This window comes from Neobacillus niacini (assembly GCF_048572935.1).
GTDB lineage: Bacteria > Bacillota > Bacilli > Bacillales > Cytobacillaceae > Neobacillus > Neobacillus niacini.
In genome coordinates this window covers 2,758,746-2,781,131 of sequence record NZ_CP183883.1, presented here as the reverse complement: position 1 = coordinate 2,781,131, position 22,386 = coordinate 2,758,746, and the positions used below count along the sequence as shown (strand labels likewise).

Here is a 22,386-nt window from a genome sequence, read left to right as displayed (position 1 = left end):
AAAGATGATCATCACTGATCATCTTTAGCATATCCTGATTAGAGCATTTTTTGCAAGAAATCTTGTGCACGCTTGCTCTTTGGGTTTGTGAAAAATTCTTGAGGTTTTGCATCTTCTACTAACACTCCGCCGTCTAAAAAGAGAACTCGATCCGCAACTTCACGAGCAAATCCCATTTCGTGTGTCACAATAGCCATTGTCATTCCAGTATGAGCAAGTGATTTCATTACCTCTAAAACTTCCTTAACCATCTCTGGGTCAAGAGCAGAGGTCGGCTCATCAAAAAGCATAACTTCTGGCTCCATAGCAAGTGCTCGCGCAATCGCCACCCGCTGTTTTTGTCCGCCTGATAACCTGGTTGGGTATTCATTCGCTTTTTCCGCTAACCCAACTCTTTCTAGCAAATCCAAGGCAATCTTTTCTGCTTCTCCCTTTGACAAACCTTTTACCTTCATCGGTGCATAAGTAAGATTTTGGAGAACAGTTTTATGCGGAAATAGATGAAAGTGTTGAAAAACCATTCCTACGTTTTGTCGCACCTTCAAAATATTTGTTTTTTTATCGGTAACATCCTGGTCTCTTACAAAAATACTACCGCTAGTTGGAGTCTCAAGAAGGTTCATGCAACGCAGAAAGGTAGACTTTCCTGAACCAGAGGGACCAATAATTGCAACAACTTCTCCCGCCTCGATTGTCGTGGAAATCCCTTTTAATACTTCAAGCTTGCCATAGTTTTTATATAAATTCTCTACCTTAATCACTGCGTCTCATTCTCCTTTCGACCGCTTTTCCTAAGAAGGTCAAGATAACCACCATTACATAATAAATTAAACCGGCAATCAAGAGTGGTTCAAAAAACGAATAATTTTCAGCCCCAACCTGGTAGGAACGACGCATAATATCCATTACACCAATGGTGGTGACAATGGCCGATTCCTTTGTTAAGGTAATAAATTCGTTCATTAATGCTGGCAGGATATTTTTAAGGGCTTGAGGCATTATGATATCCCACATCATTTTTGTGTAAGGCACACCAAGAGCCATTGCTGCCTCCTGCTGTCCTTTATCAATTGCCTGAATTCCTGCTCTAATAATCTCAGATATGTAAGCGCCGGAATTAAGGGCAAAGGATAATATCGCAGCTGTATATGGTTCAATTTGATATCCGATTAACTGCGGCGAACCATAATAAATCAACATCAGTTGTAAAACTAATGGAGTACCACGAAAAATTGACGTATATGCGTCCGCAAACCAGCCGAGAAATTTAAATTTGCTAATTTTAAACAACGAAAGAATAATACCTAAAGCAAATCCTAATATCCCTGCTAAAATGACAATCTTAAGAGTAACAAGTATTCCTTCTAATATATATGGCATCGAAGGAATGAATTGTGTGAAATCTAAGTTCATTCATCTGCCGTCCTCTCTTAAAGAAATTAGTAAGACGTTCAGAAGACTTCTGAACGTCTTGGTTGTAGAATTAGTTTTCCCCGCCAAACCATTTAACAATCAATTCTTGTAATTCGCCGTTTTCTTTCATGTTTTTAAGCTCTTTGTTAAATTTCTCCGTTAAATCGCTATCCTTTGGAAATGCAATCGCAGATCCTGCTTCTTCTGGGTCATCGCTCATTGTGAAGCTGGTTAAATCTGATTCTTTATCAAGATAGCCTTTTGCTACTGTGTCTTCAATAATGATAGCGTCAAAACGTCCAGCTTTCAATTCTTGAATAAGCTCTGGAATACGGTTACGATTTTCTACTTTGATAGCTACTGTTTTATTAATTTCTTCTGCTTTACCTTCTTGAATTGAGCCTAACTGAACGCCAACTGTTTTACCTTTTAAATCTTCTACTGTTGCAATGCCACTGTCTGTTTTAGAGATAACCATGTGCTGTGCTGTGTAATAAATATCACTGAAATCTACGTTTTTCTTTCTTTTTTCAGTAGGAGTCATTCCTGCTAATACAAAGTCTGCTTGTCCAGATTTAAGCGACTGAATCAACCCGCCGAAATCCATATCTTTAATTTCCACTTCATAGCCAAGTTTTCCAGCGATCGCTTTAGCTAAGTCAACATCAAAGCCAACAATTTCGTCACTTTTATCTGATTCAATATATTCAAATGGAGCATAATCCGCTGAGGTAGCCATCACAAGAGTCTTTTTATCACCTTCATTGGAATCTTTCGCTCCACCACAAGCTGCCAATACACCAACAGCTAATATCATTATTAAGAATAAACCCATTAACTTTTTCATTTGTTTTCCTCCTATAATTTTCTGAAAATTAATTTAAAAAATTAATAATATTTTTTCTATCTTTATAGAGTTAAAGCTTAATATTTATACAACGTAATGAATTTTAACACGGAACAGAATAACTATGCAAGTATATTTATTAAAATTTATTATTACTTTTTTAATATAAAAAAAACCAATTTCCCGTTAAGGAAATTGGTTCTTTTGACTTTGATTTAAAGTTCTTCGCAGTTTTCTTCGAATTCTTTTTGCAGTCTTGCTACAACTGTAGCTGGATCATAGCCTTCGATTTGGTGTCTTTCTACCATTGAAACAATTTTTCCATCCTTCAATAAGGCAAAAGATGGTGAGGACGGTGGATAACCCGTAAAATAGCTGCGCGCTTTTTCTGTCGCTTCTTTGTCCTGTCCTGCAAAAACAGTAACAAGTTGATCAGGACGTTTATCATAATGAAGGGCATGGGAGGCTGCTGGTCGTGCAATGCCACCTGCACAACCACATACAGAGTTAATCATCACTAAGGTTGTACCTTTTTGTTCAAGCGCCTCTTCAACCTCTTCAGGCGTCTTTAATTCTTTATAGCCAGCTGCTGTAATCTCTTTACGTGCTTGAGCTACAACATCATTCATGAAAAAATTGAAATCCATGCTCATACATTTCACTCCTAATTAAGTCGATATAACTACATGATAACAGTAAAAATGTGTTTCTTTCAAATAAATAGGAACTTTTTCAACGAGAAAGATTGTCAATAAATTGACAGTCACTACTTTTCACCTGATAGGAACGTCTGGAAGAGTATATCAACAGCTGTAGCAGCCGTTTTTTCCCCAGCCATTACCTCATTTTCCAATTGAGGTAATTTGAGTTTAACTTCCGGGTGGTGAAAGAAGCTATAGTGCAGCTGATCAGTTATGAGAGAATAGATCCAATCACGCTGCTGTCCTTTTCGTCTTTCTGCAAAGACTCCAGAGGATTTTCCTTTCTCCTCAAAGTCCTTAATAACATCCCAAACCTCTCTAATCCCCTCACCTGTTAAGGAGGAACAGGTATACGCCTTGGATGCCCAGCCCTTAGTTGCTGGCTGAAGAAAATGAAGGACACGGCTATACTCTTTTCTTGTCTGCTCCGCTTTTTCCTTATTGGCTCCGTCTGCTTTATGAACAAGGACAGCATCAGCTAGCTCCATGATTCCTTTCTTCATTCCCTGTAATTCATCACCCGCACCTGTTAGGACAAGTAGCATGAAAAAGTCGACCATGTCTCTAATAATTACTTCGCTTTGGCCCACTCCGACAGTTTCGATTAAGATCACATCAAAGCCAGCTGCCTCGCAAATCAACATCGCTTCTCTAGTTTTCCGATGTACTCCACCCAGTTTTCCGGCCGTTGGTGATGGCCGAATAAAAGCTCTTGGATTCCGCGACAATTGCTCCATCCTCGTTTTATCGCCAAGAATACTGCCACCCGAGAGACTCGAACTGGGATCGATTGCTAGTACTGCCACTCGTAAACCTAGGTCACAAAGGTAGGTGCCAAACGCTTCGATAAATGTACTTTTTCCAGCACCAGGCACACCGGTTATCCCAATTCTGACTGCTTTACCACTATGGGCCAAGAGCTTTTGGAGAAGCTCCTGCGCCTTATGAAAATGTTGTTCAGCATTACTTTCAACTAGTGTGATGGCGCGGGCGAGCTGGCCTCTATTTCCCGTGAGCACCCCATCAACTAACTCTTGAATCGTTGGTTCCATAGACTTGCGTTTTTGAAAGACCGTGTTTTTTTCAATGGTGACGGGCTGACCTTCCAGCTCCTGTCCTCTTTTTATTACGCTTGAGAATTTATCCGGTTCATTCGGGTCGCTCCATTCCGGTTTCAGATCCTCAGACATCTATTTTCCCACTTCCTCATAGCCAAGCTGCTTATAAATTTCCTTGATCACTTTTTGAGCGGCAACGGGGATAATGGTTCCTGGTCCGAAAATAGCTGCTGCTCCATTATCATATAAAAATTGATAGTCCTGTGCCGGAATGACGCCGCCAATAACGATTAAGATGTCTTCTCGACCGAGCTTTTTTAACTCTTCTCCAAGTTGTGGTAATAACGTCTTGTGTCCTGCAGCTAATGAACTCATTCCTATTACATGAACATCATTTTCAACCGCCTGCATGGCCGTTTCTTCCGGGGTTTGGAATAATGGACCGATATCAACATCAAACCCTAAGTCAGCGAAGGCGGTGGCAATGACCTTAGCACCTCGGTCATGTCCATCCTGACCCATTTTTGCAATTAGAATTCTTGGTCTTCTCCCTTCATTCTCTAGGAATTCATCGGTCATCTTTTTGACTTCGCTTATTTCCTCTTCGTTTGAAAATGATTTACTATACACCCCGCTAATCGAGCGAATCACAGCTTTATGTCTGCTGGAAACCTTCTCAATCGCGTCTGAAATTTCACCTAAGGTGGCACGAACTCTTGCAGCTTGCACGGCTAACTCTAACAAGTTGCTTTCGCCCGTTTCAGCACCCTTTGTTAAAGCTTCCAAAGCTTCTGCAACCTTTGATTCATCACGGCCATCTTTTAATCTAGTTAATTTCTCAATCTGTTTTAATCGAACTGCTGTATTATCAATATCCAATATATCAATGGCTTCTTCCTTTTCAAGTCGATATCGATTTACACCGATAATCGTTTCTTTTCCTGAGTCGATTTGTGCTTGTCTCCTAGCAGCAGCCTCTTCAATTCTCATTTTTGGAAGACCCGTCTCAATTGCTTTAGCCATACCGCCTAGGTTTTCAATTTCTTCAATATGTGTCCAAGCTCTTTCTACCAATTCTTGCGTCAGCTTTTCAACATAATAAGATCCCGCCCAAGGATCAATTACATTGGTGATACCCGTTTCCTCTTGTAAAAATAATTGCGTATTACGGGCAATTCGCGCCGAAAAATCAGTGGGCAGGGCAATGGCCTCATCCAAAGCATTGGTATGGAGGGATTGCGTATGTCCCATTGCCGCAGCATGCGCTTCAAGTAAGGTACGAATGACATTATTAAAAGGATCTTGCTCCGTCAAACTCCAACCCGATGTTTGGGAATGGGTTCTAAGTGCCATTGATTTCTCACTTTTCGGCTCGAAGGATTTCATCATTTTTGCCCAGATTAATCGGGCTGCCCTCATTTTGGCAACTTCCATAAAATAATTCATCCCTATTGCCCAGAAAAACGACAATCTTGGTGCAAATTTATCAATGTCAATTCCAGCCTCTAGCCCTGTTCTTACATACTCCAACCCATCAGCAAGGGTGTAGGCTAATTCCAAGTCAGCCGGCGCCCCAGCCTCCTGCATATGATAGCCTGAAATACTGATACTATTAAACTTAGGCATATATTTAGAGGTATATTCAAAAATGTCTGCGATAATTTTCATTGACATCTCAGGCGGATAAATATAGGTGTTACGGACCATGTACTCTTTTAAAATATCATTTTGAATCGTTCCGGACAGCTTATCCTGTGTGACTCCCTGTTCCTCAGCTGTAACAATGAAAAAAGCAAGAATTGGTAAAACGGCACCATTCATAGTCATGGATACTGACATTTGATCCAAGGGAATTCCATCAAATAGGGTCTTCATATCAAGCACGGAATCAATGGCAACACCAGCCTTGCCGACATCTCCGACAACACGCGGATGATCTGAATCATAACCTCGATGTGTCGCTAAATCAAAAGCAACAGACAAGCCCTTTTGACCCATTGCTAGATTACGGCGATAGAATGCATTGCTCTCCTCAGCGGTAGAAAAACCTGCATATTGTCTCACCGTCCATGGACGATTCACATACATCGTCGGGTAGGGTCCACGAGTAAATGGAGGAATACCGGGCAGGTCGTCTAAATGCTCGATCCCTTCATGGTCATCAGATGTGTAGAGTGGTTTTAATTGAATTTGTTCGTTCGTTTCAAACAACAAATCATCAATGGAAGTATCTATCTCTTTGTTAACCAGTTCCTGCCACTTTTCTTTCGTTAGGAACTCTTGTTCATCAAACAAGGAAATATTTACGAAATTAGGCTTTTGTACGCTCATTTAATGCCACCCCCATTTCTTTTAGAATGGTTGAAAGAATTTCATAACAGTTACTATTCATATGAATAAACTGCTTTATCCCTTCATTTGCCCATTTGGTTTGCAACTCTTTTTCTGGCAGTCCTGCTAAGTAAAAAGTCCGCTCAGGAAATTCTCTATTTAGCTCTGAAAGAATATCATGTCCAATTGATTCATAATGGTCATTGCTTCCACATAAGCAAAAATATTTTGTGTCTGTTCCTATAACAAATTGTTTGGCATCCTCTAAGGAGGTAATAGAACCACTTTCCACCGCTTCAATTCCGCCAGCAGCTGCGAATCCTCTCATAAAATCTAACCTAGGTTTAAAGTTTTTTAACTCTCCTAGACAAATCATGCCGATTTTGGGTTTCGAACCTGATTTACTTTCATTCTCTTCACTTATTTTCCGCAGTTTTTCAAATGGTTCTGATAACCTCATATTTTTTATTCTCTTAATTTTAATCGTGTTAGTACCATCAACACCTATAAGGTTATTACACGTTTGAATTGTAGAAGAACCAGCCGTTTCAGCAAGATTGGCATACACATTTGTCCCTACAATACTTTGTTTTCTTGTAGATACATCCTGCTCCCGTTTTGTTCGAATACATGTTATTTCATCTTGTAACCAGCCCGATTTTAATACTTCCAACATACCGCCTTTTGCTTCAATCTGCTGAAAATACTGCCAAGCTTTTTCTGCAAGTTCTACTGTTAATGCTTCTACGTACCAAGATCCTCCCGCAGGGTCGACCACTTTTTGCAGATATGCTTCTTCCTTTAGAATGTTTTGCGTGTTTCTGGCAATTCGTTCTGAAAGGAGAGAACTGCCAGTTATATCATCAAACGGAGTTATATGCAGATATTGGACTCCTCCCAGAACTGCTGCGAATCCCTCATTTCCAGCACGTAGGAGGTTAACATATGGGTCATAAACGGTTTTTGTAAATGAAGACGTCTCTGCTGCAATATGCATTCCCCGGTCCTTTGGATCAGCCCCATAAACCTTAGTAATTTTATTCCAAAGAATTCTCGCTGCACGTATCTTAGCTAGCTCCATAAAGAAATTACTGCCAATTGAGAATTGAAATATCATTTTTCCAAGAACATTCTCTAACTTCATACCACTATCTAATAATTTCTGAAGATGAAAGATACCGGTCGCTGCTGCAATTCCCAACTCTTGAACCGCATTGGCACCACCTTGATGGTAGGTTGAGGTATTTATTAGGACTGTCCGTAATTTTGGTAGTTTTTCATTTGCAAGCTTTATATCAATCATCCAACTCTTGAAGAAGTCTTCTTCAATAAATCCGGTTTCCACAAACAGAGAAATGGGGTCGCTGCCGACATAGCCACTAACCAGATCAGCATTTTCCTTACGTTCTGTTAATGCTGCTAGCAATGCTGATTGCAAACCTCTCCCATTTACGGCAAACGGAAATTCAGCAGGTAAATCTCCAAGTAATTCATTTATTATTCCTTTTGAATCAAAAAGCACCTCCGAAACTTCAAATGAAAGCGCTGTTTGTCCTTTTTCAACGCTCCCTTGAAGCTTTTCCTTTAATTGGTCAACAGAATGATATGTAATTTTCTGTGCTACCTTCCAATCATTTGTTACGTATCCTAAAGGATAAATACCTCTACGAAAATCTGTACCTCCCGGATACTCCGGTGCTTGCTGCTTATCCCGCCGATAATAAAGCGGTTTCAAAATAATATTTTCATATGTACTGCTTTTTAACTTTTCAATACTTTTACCCTTCAAAGTTTCTTCTGCTTTTGCTTGCCAGTCCTCTATTCTACTTAAAGGAAAAGATTGATTTCGCAGGTTATCTAAACTCATAAAACTCCCCCCTCAAATACATAATATTCTTTAAATTCCTGTTACTTTTTATTTTAGGACACTATTTGATTTCAAGCAATGAAAATAACCGCAGACCAATCCGGCAGCGGTTATTTTTCTTTAATAAATTGAAGTTGTAGATTTTGATGTGTTTTCTAAGATTTCTTTTACTCGTTGTAAGAATCGACCGCAAATTAATCCGTCTAAAACTCTGTGGTCGAGTGACATACATAGATTAACCATATCACGAACGGCAATCATTCCATTCATCACTACAGGGCGTTTAACAATTGATTCTACCTGTAAAATTGCCGCCTGTGGGTAATTGATGATACCCATGGATTGCACAGAGCCAAATGAACCAGTATTGTTGACAGTAAACGTTCCACCCTGCATATCTTCTGAGCGAAGCTTATTGGTTCTTACTTTAACAGCAAGTTCAGAAATTTCACGAGCAATTCCCTTTATCGTCTTCTCGTCGGCATGCTTAATAACAGGTACATACAATGCATCCTCTGTTGCAACTGCAATGGAGATATTGATATCTTTCTTTTGAATAATTTTATCCCCAGCCCACATCGAATTAATCTGTGGGAATTCCTTTAAGGCTTGTGCAACAGCTTTTACGAAAAAGGCAAAGAAAGTTAAATTAAAGCCCTCTTTTTGCTTAAATTCGTCTTTTAAGGAATTGCGGTATTCTACAAGATTGGTTGCATCCACTTCTATCATGGTCCAAGCATGCGGTGCTTCATGCTTACTACGCAGCATATTTGCAGCAATTGCTTTACGGATTCCTGTTACAGGTATTTCGATATCGCCTGCAGTGACAGGTATACTCGGAGCAGGAACAGACTGCTTCGGAGCTGCTGCTGACTGAGCTGCAACAGATGGGGTAGTCTCTTGTACTGCAGCAACTTGAGCCTCCTCAGCCAAAGTTCCCTCTCCCTTCCCTCCTGCAGTAGGGATATTACCAGATTCTATTAATTTCAATAAATCTTTCCGTGTAATACGGCCGCCTGCACCGGTGCCTGTCACCTGAGATAAATCAATACCATGTTCTTGAGAAATTTTTAAAACTGCTGGAGAAAATCGAGCTTTGTTACTTTGGTCGGTTGGTTCAGAAACTGCAGCCATCTCTGGAACATCAGCTTTTTGGTCACTAGTTTTTTCTTCTTGAACCGCACCGCCTTCGATTTCAATGGTACAAATGACTTCTCCGACCGCAAGTGTGTCACCATCTTCAGCAATTAGCTCTTTAATTGTACCTGTGAAGGAAGAAGGGACCTCTGCATTTACTTTATCCGTCATTACCTCGGCTAATGGATCATATTTATTTACTTTATCTCCTACAGAAACAAGCCACTTTGAGATTGTTCCTTCGGTTACACTTTCCCCTAACTGAGGCATTTTAATTTGTTCGATTACCAAGTTCCCAACCTCCTATTAGTACTCTGCTAGCTCGCGCATTGCTTTTTCAACTTTGTCTGGATTGACCATAAAGAACTTCTCCATTGTAGGAGCATATGGCATTGCCGGAACATCTGGTCCTGCCAGGCGCATAATTGGCGCATCTAATTCAAATAAGCAATTTTCAGCAATGATGGCAGAAACTTCACTAATAATACTGCCTTCTTTGTTATCTTCTGTAATAAGTAAAACCTTACCAGTTTTGGCTGCTGCTTCAATGATTGCCTCTTTATCGAGTGGATAGACTGTTCTTAGATCCAAAATATGTGCGGAGATTCCATCCTTGGCTAATTTTTCAGCTGCCTGAAGGGCAAAATGAACACAAAGCCCATAAGTAATCACGGTTATGTCTTCACCTTCACGCTTTACATCTGCTTTTCCGATTGGCAATGTATAATCAGCTGTTGGGACTTCACCTTTAATTAACCGGTATGCACGCTTATGCTCAAAGAATAACACTGGATCATTATCACGAATAGCTGCTTTTAATAACCCTTTCACATCATAAGGTGTGGATGGCATTACAATCTTCAATCCTGGCGTATTCGCAAAAACTGCCTCAACCGATTGCGAATGATAAAGGGCACCATGTACGCCGCCGCCATATGGAGCCCGAATAACAATCGGACAACTCCAGTCATTATTTGATCGATAACGAATTTTTGCCGCTTCTGAAATAATTTGGTTCACAGCAGGCATAATAAAATCAGCGAATTGCATTTCAGCAATCGGTCTCATTCCATACATCGCTGCTCCGATTCCTACCCCGGCAATCGCAGATTCAGCAAGCGGTGTATCAATGACACGCTCTTCACCAAATTGTTCGTATAAGCCCTGAGTCGCTTTAAAAACACCGCCTTTTACTCCTACGTCTTCACCTAGCACAAATACCTTTGGATCACGTTCCATTTCTTCCCGAATGGCCATTGTGACCGCATCTATATAAGAAATTACTGCCATGTTACATCCCCCTTACTTATCACCATAAACGTATTTCAACGCGTGTTCAGGTGCTGCATACGGTGCATTCTCAGCATAATCAGTGGCTTCGTTCACTTGTTTCATCACACGATCGTTAATTTCTTTTTCCAACTCATCATTCAACACACCTGTTTCTTTTAGATAAGCGCCAAAGGTTATAATTGGATCCTTTGTTTTCGCTTTAGCCACTTCATCAGGGGCGCGGTACGAGCGGTCATCATCATCTGAAGAGTGTGGTGTCAGTCTATAGGAGACTGTTTCAATTAATGAAGGACCCTCTCCTCTGCGGCCGCGGTTTGCTGCTTCCTTTACCACTTTATACACTTCTAATGGATCGTTTCCATCAACAGTAAATCCTGGCATACCATATCCAATGGCACGATCAGATACTTTTTCACATCCCAATTGTTTCTCGATTGGAACAGAAATGGCATATTTATTGTTTTCACACATAAATATGACTGGTAATTTATGAACTCCTGCAAAGTTAGCTCCTTCATGGAAATCACCTTGATTTGAAGAACCTTCACCAAAAGTTACAAAGGTAACAAGATCCTTCCTCTCCATCTTCCCTGCTAACGCTACACCGACTGCATGAGGAACCTGAGTTGTTACAGGAGATGATCCAGTAACAATTCGATTTCTCTTTTGCCCAAAGTGTCCAGGCATCTGCCTGCCGCCTGAATTTGGGTCCTCCGCTTTAGCAAATCCAGACAGCATTAGTTCTTTTGGCGTCATTCCAAAAGTTAAAACTACACCCATATCGCGATAATAGGGCAATACATAATCTTTTTCCTTATCAAGAGCAAATGCTGCACCTACTTGCGCTGCTTCTTGTCCTTGACATGAAATGACAAATGGTATTTTACCAGCACGATTCAATAGCCACATCCGTTCATCAATCCGGCGGGCTAGAAGCATTGTTTCATACATTTCTAAAACCTTTTCATCACTTAAACCTAATACATGATGACGATTCTCAGCCATTTATTTTTACCTCCCGTTTGCTCATATAGATACGCATTCAAAATTATGAGTGGATTGCTCTTCCGTCCACTGCAAGCGCAGCTTCACCAATGGCCTCCGATAGTGTTGGATGAGGATGAATGGTATGAGCTATTTCCCATGGTGTTGCATCCAATACCATTGCCAATCCTGCCTCTGTTATCATGTCTGTTACATGAGGACCAATCATATGCACCCCTAAAATATCATTAGTCTCCTCATCAGCGACAATCTTGACAAAACCATCGGATTCTCCAAATACAAGAGCCTTCCCGATCGCTCGGAATGAGAATTTGCCCACTTTTACTTTATGACCCTTAACGCGCGCCTGTTCCTCAGTAATCCCCACACTCGAAACCTCAGGATTGCTATAGATACATCTAGATACAAGGTTGTAATTAAGCTCTGAAGGATCTTTTCTAGCAATATGCTCAACTGCAATTATTCCCTCATGGGAGGCAACATGCGCCAGCTGCAGACCGCCTATCACATCACCAATGGCGTAAATATGAGATTCTTTTGTTTGGTAGAATTCATTGGTAACAATAAAACCCTTTTCAATCTGAATATCTGTATTTTCCAATCCAATTCCTTCGACATTTGCTTGTCGGCCTACTGATACGAGAAGTTTATCTGCCTTGAATTCTTTTATGCCAGCTTTCACTTCTGCAGAAATAGTTACACCATCACTCTTTACTAGCGTTTCCGGCAGAACCTTGGCTCCTGTTACAAGTTTAATTCCCTTTTTCTTCATGAGGCGCTGCATTTCTTTAGATATCTCATGGTCTTCAGTTGGAATAATGCGGTCTGCATATTCAATAACCGTGACTTCGACCCCGAAATCAGATAGCATAGAAGCCCATTCAATTCCAATCACACCGCCTCCGACAATAATGATAGAAGCGGGTAAGCTTGTAAGCTCCAATGCTTCGTCAGAGGTGATAACGAATTCTCCATCAATTTCAAGTCCAGGAAGCGTTCTAGGTCTCGAACCTGTCGCAATGACAACATTTTTCGGAATGAGCATTTCATTTTCATTGCCATTATTCATTTCTACCGAAATCGTTCCAGGCATTGGTGAAAAAATCGATGGCCCTAATATCCTGCCTAACCCTTCATAAACATCAATTTTCCCTTGTTTCATGAGATGTTGTACACCTTTATGAAGTTGTTCAATGATTTTATTTTTTCTTTCCTGTACTTTTCCAAAGTTATAGGAGACTTCACTTGTTATGACACCAAAATCTTCACTGTGTTTTGCAGTGGCATATACCTCAGCACTTCTTAGAAGAGCCTTACTTGGGATGCACCCTTTATGAAGACATGTTCCTCCTAGTTTTCCTTTTTCAACGATTGCCGTTTTTAAGCCAAGCTGAGAGGCACGAATGGCAGCCACATAACCGCCGGTACCACCGCCAAGAATGACTAAATCGTATTCCTGTGACACTGTGTTTCCTCCCCAAATTGTTAGATTTTTGCTGTTTTAAACGTACTAGGATAGTCTTTAACCTTTTCCTCTCCACGTAGAACTCTTAGTGCACCTTCCGCTAATGCTTGAAGTTCATTCTCACCTGGATGGACAATGGTATCTGCAATCCAATTAACTCTATCGGTGATGGATTTCACAAATCCTTTCCCATACGCGAGTCCGCCGGTTAACACAATCGCGTCTACTTTCCCAGCTAAAACTGCACTGGCAGCTCCTATTTCCTTTGCGACTTGGTAAGCCATTGCTTCGTAAATCAGAGACGCCTGTTCATCACCAGCTTCAATTCTTTTTTCCACTTCGAGGGCATCGTTGGTTCCAAGGTAACCAACAAGCCCCCCTTGACCGACAAGTTTCTTCATTATTTCATCACGGTAGTACTGACCAGAAAAGCATAACGCAACTAAATCTCCTACTGGAACCGTTCCAGCGCGTTCCGGGCTAAAAGGACCATCACCGTGGAGGCCATTGTTTACATCAATGACTTTGCCCTGCTTATGTACCCCAACCGTAATGCCCCCTCCCATATGGGTAACAATAAGGTTTAATTCGGTATATTTTTTTCCTAATTCACTTGCGACTCTTCGTGCAACAGCTTTTTGATTAAGTGCATGAAAAATACTTACCCGCTCAATTAAAGAAAAACCAGAAATTCTAGCTATAGGTTCAAGTTCATCTACAACAACGGGATCGACAATAAACGAAGGTATATTTAAACCAGAAGCAATCTCGGAGGCAATAATACCACCTAGATTTGAAGCATGCTGCCCAGCAAAACCAGTCCGTAAATCTTCAAGCATGGTATTATTGACTGCATAGGTACCGCCTTCGATTGGACGAAGCAACCCGCCGCGTCCACATACAGCACTCAGCTTCGATATATTAATCCCGGCATTATCCAGTGTTTCCAGGATTGTATTTTTTCTAAATTCATATTGATCAATAATATTATTAAATGTATTAATGACTTCTGAATCATGACGGATTGTTTTTTCAAAAATGGAAATTTCATTATCGAAGACCCCAATCTTAGTGGAAGTGGAACCTGGATTGATGACGAGTATTCGATATTTAGTATCAGGCAACGTGTTTTACCTCCATTTTTTTACATTTTTACATCATTTAAAGGGAAAAGACGCTGAATTACTCACTCAGCGCTCTGCCCTTTCATTTTTTAACGACGGCTTAAAATATGATGACCATTTTGGAGGAATTGACTGCGAGAATTACGCATCTTTTCAATTCTCTCTTCAGCCATTCTATCTGCTGCAACATATGTTGGAATGCCGTCACGCTTAGAAATTTCGATTACCTTTTGAATACTTGCATAAATTTGGTCGACCTTCTTCATCGCACGTTCATGGTTATACCCATAAAGTTCATCAGCAACGTTAATTACGCCTCCAGCGTTTATTACATAATCGGGAGCATAAACAATACCCATTTCATGGATAATATCACCATGACGAGTATCTTTTAACTGATTATTTGCAGACCCAGCGATAACCTTTGCCTTAAGTTGTGGAATCGTATCATCATTAATGGTTGCCCCAAGAGCACAAGGAGCATAGATATCACATTCAACTCCATATATTTCATTTGGGTCAACCGCACGTGCACCAAAATCTTCTACCGCACGCTGAACAGCCTCTTTATTAATATCCGTAACAATTAGTTGTGCGCCCTCTTCATGCAAGTATTTACAAAGAGTATAAGCTACATTCCCAACACCTTGAATCGCAATTACTTTACCTTCTAATGAATCTGTTCCAAACGCTTCCTTTGCTGCAGCTTTCATACCACGGTATACCCCATAAGCCGTAACAGGTGAAGGATTGCCAGAAGAACCGAATGCTGGTGAAATACCAGTGACATAGTCTGTTTCTTCATGAATTAAATCCATGTCTGCAACCGTTGTTCCAACATCCTCTGCAGTGATATATCTTCCATTCAATCCCTGAACATAGCGGCCGAAAGCACGGAACAATTCTTCATTTTTATCTTTACGAGGGTCACCAATAATAACGGTTTTTCCACCGCCAAGATTTAGTCCTGCTGCTGCGTTTTTGTACGTCATCCCTTTTGCTAAACGTAATGCATCAATAATGGCTGCTTCTTCTGATTCATATGTCCACATACGGGTACCGCCTAGAGCAGGACCTAATGTTGTATCATGTATCGCAATAATTGCTTTTAATCCCGATTGTTTATCCTGACAAAAAACAACTTGCTCGTAATCGTATTGTTCTAAGTACTTAAAAATTTCCATGGTAAAAATCCTCCCTTTTAGTTAAACAATCTATTTTGTAACAGAGCAGATAGCAAGTGCAAGTGAATATAGCTTACTTTCCGCTGAATCAGCTCTTGAGGTTAATACAATAGGAGCCTTCGCACCAGCAATAACCGCCCCTACTTTCGCTTTTGCAAAGTAAATGAATGACTTATATAAGACGTTTCCAACTTCAATAGCGGGAACTAATAAAATATCAGCTCTTCCTGCTACTTCACTATGAATTCCTTTGTGTTCAGCGGCTAAAGCAGAAACGGCGTTATCTAATGCTAATGGACCATCTATAATACAGCCTGTGATTTGCCCTCGTTTATTCATAATGGTCAATGAAGCGGCATCAATAGTGGCTTGCATAGCTGGATTTACTACTTCAACAGCGGCTATAGGAGCAACTTTAGGATATTCTATTCCAATTGCTCTTGCTATGGCTGCCGCATTTCTTATAATTTGCGCTTTCTGCTCTAAATTTGGTGAAATATTCATTCCTGCATCCGTAACGATGATAAACCGATTGTACTCTGGGACCTCAAAGACCGCCACATGCGATAATACATTTCCCGTTCTTAGACCGTATTCTTTATTTAAAACAGCCTTTAATAGATCACTCGTTGGGATATTCCCTTTCATTAAAACAGTAGCTTCCTTAGTCGATACAGCCTTGACTGCCAGTTCTGCGGCCATTGTGTTGGATTCTGCATGAACAATAGTAAGACTTTTATTACTTTTTTGTTGGTCTTTATCATTCAGATTCAAAATCATATTAATTTTTTCATTATCACCAAATAAGATAAAATTGGCAAGATTTCGGTTTAATGCCTCGATAACGGCTCCTATTACTTCTTCATCTTCTGCCACTGCAACAGCGACCGTGATGTCATCCAATTGGGTTGCTTTGTTTATTAGTGTTTCAAGCAACAAGTTGTCATCAACCCTTTCTTTCTTCAACTCCATCATTTTAATATGCAAAATCCGTGCCAAGTGAAATTCCTTGAAAACGCTTTATAACCCAGAATAAAAAGTGCAATTATTTTCATACTATGAAATTTATTGCATGCTATTATTTTCAAGTTTATATTTTTCTAACTTATAATAAAGATTTCTTACCGACAAACCAAGTGCTTTAGCAGCCGCCGTCTTATTCCCATTAAAACGTTGAAGCGATTGTTGGATAATTTCAGATTCATACTCTTCAACCATAGCAGTTAAGGACCGATCCTGCTGAATGGATTCACTAACGTCTGATACTTGTGGTTCAGTTCCCGTTTTTTTTCTTAGTTCAGGGAGGTGATGTATATTAATCAATGTTTCATAGTAATTCATAAAGATCATTGCCCGTCCAAGAATATTCTCTAGTTCCCGTACATTTCCCGGCCAATCATAATTCATTAATTTCAGGAGTGCAGCCTGGGCAACACCCTCCACATTTCTTCCATAATCACGATTAATTTTTTGGATAAGCCTTTCACACAAAACAGGTATCTCTTCTTTTCGATTCCGGAGTGGAGGTATATGTATAGGCATACGATTTAAACGATAGTATAAGTCTTCCCTAAAAGAACCTTTCGCAATTCCTTTTTCAAGATTCACATGTGTTGCAGCAATGATTCTAACATTTATCGGAATTGGTTTTGTGCCGCCTACTCTAATGATTTCATTTTCTTGCAAGACCCTCAGTAATTTCGCCTGAGTATTAGCTGATAGTTCACCTATTTCATCGAGAAAAATACTTCCATTATTCGCCTCTTCAAAAAAACCTCTTTTCCCTCCTCTTTTTGCCCCTGAAAAGGCTCCCTCTTCATAACCAAATAATTCACTCTCTAGAAGGGTCTCTGAAATGGCAGCACAATTAACACGTATAAATTTGTTGTATTTTCGATCACTTGCATTATGTATAGCATGGGCAAACAATTCTTTCCCTGTACCAGACTCACCACGTAAAAGAACGGTTGCCGGCGTTTTTGCGCCAAGTTTAGCCTGCTCAATTGCAAGCGTCATCTCCTCAGAACTTCCGATAATATCCTCAAAGGTATACTTGGCTTCAAGCGTTCGGATGATTTGACGCGCACGGTTCAATTCCCGGTTTAGGGATTTAATTTCTGACATATCATGAATAACTCCAACACTGCCTTTTAATTTCCCTTCTACAATAATCGGGGCCACATTAACAATAACTTCCCGTTTATTTGCACCAACTCGCATCGGGACTCCACGGACTGCTCTTCTTGTTTGAAGAACCTTCATATGCATACTTTCACCTTCTGATATATCAGCAGTTGCCGGGTGTCCAATCACGCGCTCTTTTGTTAGCCCGGTTAGCCGGGTATACGCCGGATTAATGAGAAGACCTCTTCCGTTTTCATCCACTACAGAAATCGCATCATCACTTGAGTGGATAATCGCCTGAAGCATGGTTTGAATTTCTTTTAAATCCGTAATTTCCTCAGCAAGGTTCACTACTTCTGTGATATCTTTAAAAACTGCAAACGCACCAATTAACGTTCCATTTTCTTCAATGATAGGAATACGGGTTGTGATAATTTTTCGCCCGTTCCCCAAAGTCATTTCTTGATTCTTCTCTATTCTTCTTGTTTCAAGAATGAAAGGAAGTCTACTTTCTGGAATTACGTCAATGACGTTTTTCCCAATCGCTTGACCTCGTTTTACACCTGTCATTTCTTCGGCCATGCGATTAAATAAAATCACAATCCCTTTAGGGTCTATTACCAACATTCCATCATTCGTTGCATTAAAGATTAGTTCTTGTTGATAGGAGGCATTTTGGTGCTTAACGATTAGTTCTTCCTTTTCTTCTAATAGCTTTGCTAAAAGAAATGCAACACTCCCAGGAATTAAAACGGTTTTCTTGTCCTTCGTACTCCTTAACTCTTGAAAAACATGTTCATTTCCAGTTACCTCTATGATGATATCAATTTGTTCGTTTAAGTATGGTTTCCAGTCTATCCCGGTCTTTATCCCCTCACTTTGTGCCAGTACGATCCCCGGTGCATCAAAGTTTCTATCAATCACAACCTGGACATTCAATACTTCTGTTTCATTAAGTAATTTAAGGATCGCTGTACCACCTTTACCGGCACCAACAATCATAACATTTTGCATTTTTCCGCCCCTTTATTATATTTGAAAAAGAAAACTTTTTCACACCAACATAATCGAAAACATGCAATATTTTTCATTATCTATTCTATATTTTTTTCCTTACCTTGACAAATTATATCCTTGTACTAATATTTCTTTTGAAGGTATAATTCTTATAACGTATCAAACAATTGGAAGGATTTAATTATGAGGCGGATTATTGCTCTACTTATATTGGTTATTCCAGGCTTTTTAGCAGGTTATGGGATTAAATTAATGCGTGATATGACATTTGGGATTCTGCAAAGCCCAATTCCTTTCCTATGGCTTCAATTCCTTTTAGGCCTGTTTCTATTCATTGGAGGTTTGGGGTTTGTGGCAGGCTTCATTTTTCATCGTGATAGAAAGAGAAATAAAGTACAAACGCGGTTTTCAAACACAAAAAAATAAAAGAGGCCAACTATGGTCTCTTTTCAAATTGTTGTTTAATTTTTATCGCCTTTACCGGATCATCCGTGATAAGTGCTGTACAGTTAATTTTCAAAAGCCTGCTGATATCGTTGTCTTTATTAACAGTGTATGGTCTAACTGCAATTCCATTTTTTATTGCGCCATCGATAATATCATCTGTTATCGTTGCTAATTTGGGATGAATACCTTTTGCGCGGATGGATTGCGCATAAACCCACGGCATATAGATTCGCTCATTAAATAGCGGTGCTGTCTCGATTTCAGGTGCTATCCGATAACATAAGACGATACTATAGTGATTAAAAGAAGAAAGGATAATCCGATCCATTAAGTTATAGTTTCGAACAAGCTGAATAACCTTTTCTTCCATCCCTTCATATGGGAACAGGTTATTTTTCAACTCTATGTTACAAACTAATTGATTGGATTGCATCCATTCAAGAACCTGAATTAATGATGGAATTGGTTCTATTTTCGCACTTTTTTTGTTGGCATTGAGCTTTCGTAACTCATTAAAAGTATAATCTTTAACAAAGCCAGAACCACTTGTTGTCCGATCAACTTTTTCATCATGAATGACCACCACTTCACCGTCTTTGGTTAATTGGACATCTAGCTCTAAACCGTCTGCATTTGCCTTCTCAGCTGCTATGAATGCACTCATTGTATTTTCTGCAAAAAGTGCAGAATAACCTCGATGAGCAAAAATTTGTGTCATTTTTTCACTCCCTAACTAAAGAATGGAGGTACGAACCTGCAATGAAACCTTTACAATTATCCCCTGAAACAGCGGTTAAGCTGGCCGAAAAATTAAATGTTCCAATAGAACAACTTATGCATATGCCTCAACATATACTTATTCAAAAGTTAATGGAACTTGAAAAAGAAAATAAATAAGATTTATTATACAAAAAAAGCCCTCATTTTTAAAATGAAGGCTTTTCCTTATATTATAGATCTCTTCAAGAGGCCTTATGCTCTAAACGCAGTTTATCTGCAACCATAGCAATAAACTCTGAGTTTGTTGGTTTCGCCTTAGACATGCTTACAGTGTACCCGAATAAAGAGGAAATGGAATCAATATTCCCACGGCTCCACGCTACCTCGATTGCATGGCGAATCGCACGTTCCACACGGCTGGCTGTCGTATTATATTTCTTTGCAATATCAGGATATAAAACCTTCGTAATCGATCCAAGCAATTCAATGTCATTGTATACCATCGAAATGGCCTCACGTAAATATAAATATCCCTTAATATGCGCAGGAACACCAATTTCATGGATAATACTTGTAATGCTGGCGTCGAGATTTCTTGGTTTATGTTCAGTATGCGAACGGTAATTTCCAGTAGGGGCTTTGCGGCTAACCTGACTACTTTTACCACTTACCTGACGGATATGGTTTCCTAAATTCTCCATATCAAATGGCTTTAAAATAAAGTAGGAAGCTCCGAGTTCCACAGCCTTCTTTGTAACGTCTTCTTGACCAAATGCAGTCAACATAATAACGTTTGGAATTGCACCCTTTTTTAATTCTCTTAAGCGCTCAAGCACTGCTAACCCATCAAGATGAGGCATAATAATATCTAAAACGAGTACATCTGTATCTGTGGATTCAAGAAGATCTAAACAATCCTGACCATTATGTGCGATACCTACAATCTCCATATCATCCTGGGACGAAATATAGTCCTCTAATAATCCCACTAATTCTCTATTGTCGTCAACGACACAAACTTTAATTTTTTTCACCTTTTATATCCTCCTCGATCCAAATGGGTCATATCTCTATTTATCATTGTTCTTTATTGTCTTAATTCTATTCTAAATTAGAAATTCGACAATGCAACTAAAATTCCTCTAGTTTTTTTAATATTTCTTAAAATAGTGATAATATCTTATCTTTTCTTTGTTTTCCTTTAAATTTCGACTAAATTCGCATATAAGCCTTAAAATTCTATTCTTTTGTCGAATAATCTTTATATAAAACAAAATAGGCGGTTTCGCCTATTTTGTTTTACAACCAATTCATTTTCAACTTGCCTTTTCCTGCGGTTTTTCATATATGTTAATTCCTGCTTCACTTAACATCCATTCAATGTGTACTCCATAACCTGAGGTTGGATCATTGACAAAGACATGTGTTACGGCACCAATCAGCTTACCATCCTGGATGATGGGACTTCCGCTCATACCTTGAACGATTCCTCCAGTTTTTTCAAGAAGTCTTGGGTCTGTAACTTTTAATACCATGCCTTTTGTTGCTGGAAATTTCTGCGGGATCGTGCTGACAATTTCAATTTCAAATTCTTCAACCTTGTCATCATTTACAACGGTTAAGATTTTGGCTGGCCCTTCTTTTACTTGGTGAGATAGAGCAATTGGCAACGGTTTATCCATAATACCGTTCTTTAATTCTTTATTTAACACTCCAAATATGCCAAATGGACTATTTTTTGTGATGTTTCCGACAATTTCACGATCTGAAGAGAAACGTGCAAGCTTTTCACCGGGATCACCATTGCTTCCTTTTTCAATAGAGGTGACAGTTGAACGAACGATTTGACCATCTTCAACAACAATTGGCTTCTTCGTGTCCATATCAGATATTACATGCCCTAAGGCACCATATTTTTTCGTCTGTGGATGAACAAAAGTCATCGTTCCAATACCTGCTGCTGAATCACGAATGTATAATCCAAGCTTATAGGAGTTCTCTCCCTTATCTTTTAGTGGAGTAAGTTTCGTTGTGAACTTTCCACTTTCCCTGCTAATTACCATATCTAATGCTTGCCCGTTTTGTCCTGCATTTTGTACAAAAGGTGCTACATCTGTCATTTTTTCAATTTTGTTTCCATTGATTTCGGTAATAATATCACCAATTTTTATTCCTGCAATTTCTCCAGGGGATTTTTTTCCATCTTCGGTATTAACTAAATGGTGACCTACGACCAATACGCCAACCGTGTTTAATTTAACACCGATAGACTGACCTCCTGGCTGGACTTTAAAGTCCTTTAAGACATTTACATCGACCTTTTTTACTGGAATTCCTGCAAATTCTAGTAACATTTCATCTTTGCCGTTTTCACTAGCTGTTAGGGAAACTGTGTTTGGATCCTGTTCAAGTGTGATATTAGGATTGTGAGATACTAATGAGGCTGATACCGGTACAGCCTTTTGGAAAGTATAATTTTGCCCTTCAAAGACTGTAATGGTCTTTGGTATATCAAGGTATTGCTGTAATGGCTGATAATATAAAACGCTGATTAATGAAACAAGGAGAATTCCACCAATGATCTTTCTAATTATTTCTAACTTCAAAATCTTCACTCTCCTCGCTTCTGTTTCACACTATAGAAATGGCTACA

The 22,386-nt window shown here is 39.5% G+C and carries 20 protein-coding genes; 2 read left to right on the top strand and 18 right to left on the bottom strand.

Annotated features, from left to right (window positions below):
• Positions 1–38: 38 nt before the first annotated feature.
• From ACN6MT_RS13485 to ACN6MT_RS13415, 15 genes are all read right to left on the bottom strand, one after another.
• Entirely contained in the window at positions 39–761 is a 723-nt protein-coding gene (locus ACN6MT_RS13485) for an amino acid ABC transporter ATP-binding protein (RefSeq protein ID WP_034673169.1), read from the bottom strand.
• Positions 754–1,413: an amino acid ABC transporter permease gene (locus tag ACN6MT_RS13480; RefSeq protein ID WP_034673166.1), complete on the bottom strand. Its 660-nt coding sequence runs from the start codon at positions 1,411–1,413 to the stop codon at positions 754–756. Before ACN6MT_RS13480 ends, ACN6MT_RS13485 begins: the two co-directional genes overlap by 8 nt.
• 70 nt (positions 1,414–1,483) lie before the next feature.
• Complete coding sequence (locus tag ACN6MT_RS13475; RefSeq protein ID WP_419956200.1) at positions 1,484–2,260, bottom strand: transporter substrate-binding domain-containing protein; 777 nt, start codon at positions 2,258–2,260, stop codon at positions 1,484–1,486.
• A gap of 215 nt (positions 2,261–2,475) precedes the next feature.
• The gene (locus tag ACN6MT_RS13470) at positions 2,476–2,913 is read right to left on the bottom strand and encodes a BrxA/BrxB family bacilliredoxin (RefSeq protein WP_419956199.1); all 438 of its coding nucleotides are present in this window, start codon (positions 2,911–2,913) and stop codon (positions 2,476–2,478) included.
• Positions 2,914–3,026: 113 nt separating this feature from the next.
• Complete coding sequence (meaB, locus tag ACN6MT_RS13465) at positions 3,027–4,151, bottom strand: methylmalonyl Co-A mutase-associated GTPase MeaB (protein ID WP_419956198.1); 1,125 nt, start codon at positions 4,149–4,151, stop codon at positions 3,027–3,029.
• On the bottom strand, positions 4,152–6,350 hold the full coding sequence (scpA, locus tag ACN6MT_RS13460) for a methylmalonyl-CoA mutase (RefSeq protein ID WP_419956197.1): 2,199 nt from the start codon (positions 6,348–6,350) through the stop codon (positions 4,152–4,154).
• Complete coding sequence (locus tag ACN6MT_RS13455) at positions 6,331–8,217, bottom strand: methylmalonyl-CoA mutase subunit beta (RefSeq protein ID WP_419956196.1); 1,887 nt, start codon at positions 8,215–8,217, stop codon at positions 6,331–6,333. Before ACN6MT_RS13455 ends, scpA begins: the two co-directional genes overlap by 20 nt.
• A gap of 120 nt (positions 8,218–8,337) precedes the next feature.
• Positions 8,338–9,645 (bottom strand): dihydrolipoamide acetyltransferase family protein, encoded by a 1,308-nt coding sequence (locus ACN6MT_RS13450; RefSeq protein ID WP_419956195.1) that lies wholly within the window; start codon positions 9,643–9,645, stop codon positions 8,338–8,340.
• Positions 9,646–9,660: 15 nt separating this feature from the next.
• Positions 9,661–10,644, bottom strand: coding sequence for an alpha-ketoacid dehydrogenase subunit beta (locus ACN6MT_RS13445; RefSeq protein ID WP_419956194.1), 984 nt, complete (start codon positions 10,642–10,644; stop codon positions 9,661–9,663).
• 12 nt (positions 10,645–10,656) lie between these two features.
• Positions 10,657–11,652 carry a thiamine pyrophosphate-dependent dehydrogenase E1 component subunit alpha gene (locus ACN6MT_RS13440; RefSeq protein WP_419956193.1) on the bottom strand — a complete coding sequence of 332 codons (996 nt, stop codon included), beginning with the start codon at positions 11,650–11,652 and terminating at the stop codon, positions 10,657–10,659.
• Positions 11,653–11,695: 43 nt separating this feature from the next.
• Entirely contained in the window at positions 11,696–13,117 is a 1,422-nt protein-coding gene (gene lpdA / locus ACN6MT_RS13435; protein WP_419956192.1) for a dihydrolipoyl dehydrogenase, read from the bottom strand.
• A gap of 20 nt (positions 13,118–13,137) precedes the next feature.
• On the bottom strand, positions 13,138–14,241 hold the full coding sequence (buk, locus tag ACN6MT_RS13430; protein ID WP_419956191.1) for a butyrate kinase: 1,104 nt from the start codon (positions 14,239–14,241) through the stop codon (positions 13,138–13,140).
• Between the two features lie 89 nt (positions 14,242–14,330).
• A complete protein-coding gene (gene bcd / locus ACN6MT_RS13425; RefSeq protein WP_034673141.1) occupies positions 14,331–15,425 on the bottom strand; it encodes a branched-chain amino acid dehydrogenase in 1,095 nt (364 codons plus the stop codon).
• A gap of 30 nt (positions 15,426–15,455) precedes the next feature.
• Complete coding sequence (yqiS, locus tag ACN6MT_RS13420; RefSeq protein WP_419956437.1) at positions 15,456–16,364, bottom strand: phosphate butyryltransferase; 909 nt, start codon at positions 16,362–16,364, stop codon at positions 15,456–15,458.
• Between the two features lie 126 nt (positions 16,365–16,490).
• A complete protein-coding gene (locus ACN6MT_RS13415; RefSeq protein WP_419956190.1) occupies positions 16,491–18,563 on the bottom strand; it encodes a sigma 54-interacting transcriptional regulator in 2,073 nt (690 codons plus the stop codon).
• A 186-nt stretch (positions 18,564–18,749) separates the two neighbouring features.
• On the opposite strand from ACN6MT_RS13415, the gene ACN6MT_RS13410 reads away from it, so the two are divergent.
• Positions 18,750–18,992, top strand: a complete 243-nt coding sequence (locus ACN6MT_RS13410; protein WP_034673137.1) for a DUF2627 domain-containing protein — start codon at positions 18,750–18,752, stop codon at positions 18,990–18,992.
• Between the two features lie 10 nt (positions 18,993–19,002).
• On the opposite strand, the gene ACN6MT_RS13405 is transcribed toward ACN6MT_RS13410, so the two are convergent.
• Positions 19,003–19,731, bottom strand: coding sequence for a glycerophosphodiester phosphodiesterase (locus ACN6MT_RS13405; protein ID WP_419956189.1), 729 nt, complete (start codon positions 19,729–19,731; stop codon positions 19,003–19,005).
• A gap of 41 nt (positions 19,732–19,772) precedes the next feature.
• Here ACN6MT_RS13405 and ACN6MT_RS13400 point away from each other — a divergent pair, with 41 nt between their 5' ends.
• Positions 19,773–19,910 carry a YycC family protein gene (locus ACN6MT_RS13400; protein WP_419956188.1) on the top strand — a complete coding sequence of 46 codons (138 nt, stop codon included), beginning with the start codon at positions 19,773–19,775 and terminating at the stop codon, positions 19,908–19,910.
• A gap of 65 nt (positions 19,911–19,975) precedes the next feature.
• Here the strand turns inward: ACN6MT_RS13400 and spo0A are convergent, their stop codons facing one another.
• Positions 19,976–20,767, bottom strand: a complete 792-nt coding sequence (gene spo0A, locus ACN6MT_RS13395; protein WP_419956187.1) for a sporulation transcription factor Spo0A — start codon at positions 20,765–20,767, stop codon at positions 19,976–19,978.
• A gap of 282 nt (positions 20,768–21,049) precedes the next feature.
• On the bottom strand, positions 21,050–22,339 hold the full coding sequence (spoIVB, locus tag ACN6MT_RS13390) for a SpoIVB peptidase (protein WP_419956186.1): 1,290 nt from the start codon (positions 22,337–22,339) through the stop codon (positions 21,050–21,052).
• Between the last annotated feature and the right edge of the window lie 47 nt (positions 22,340–22,386).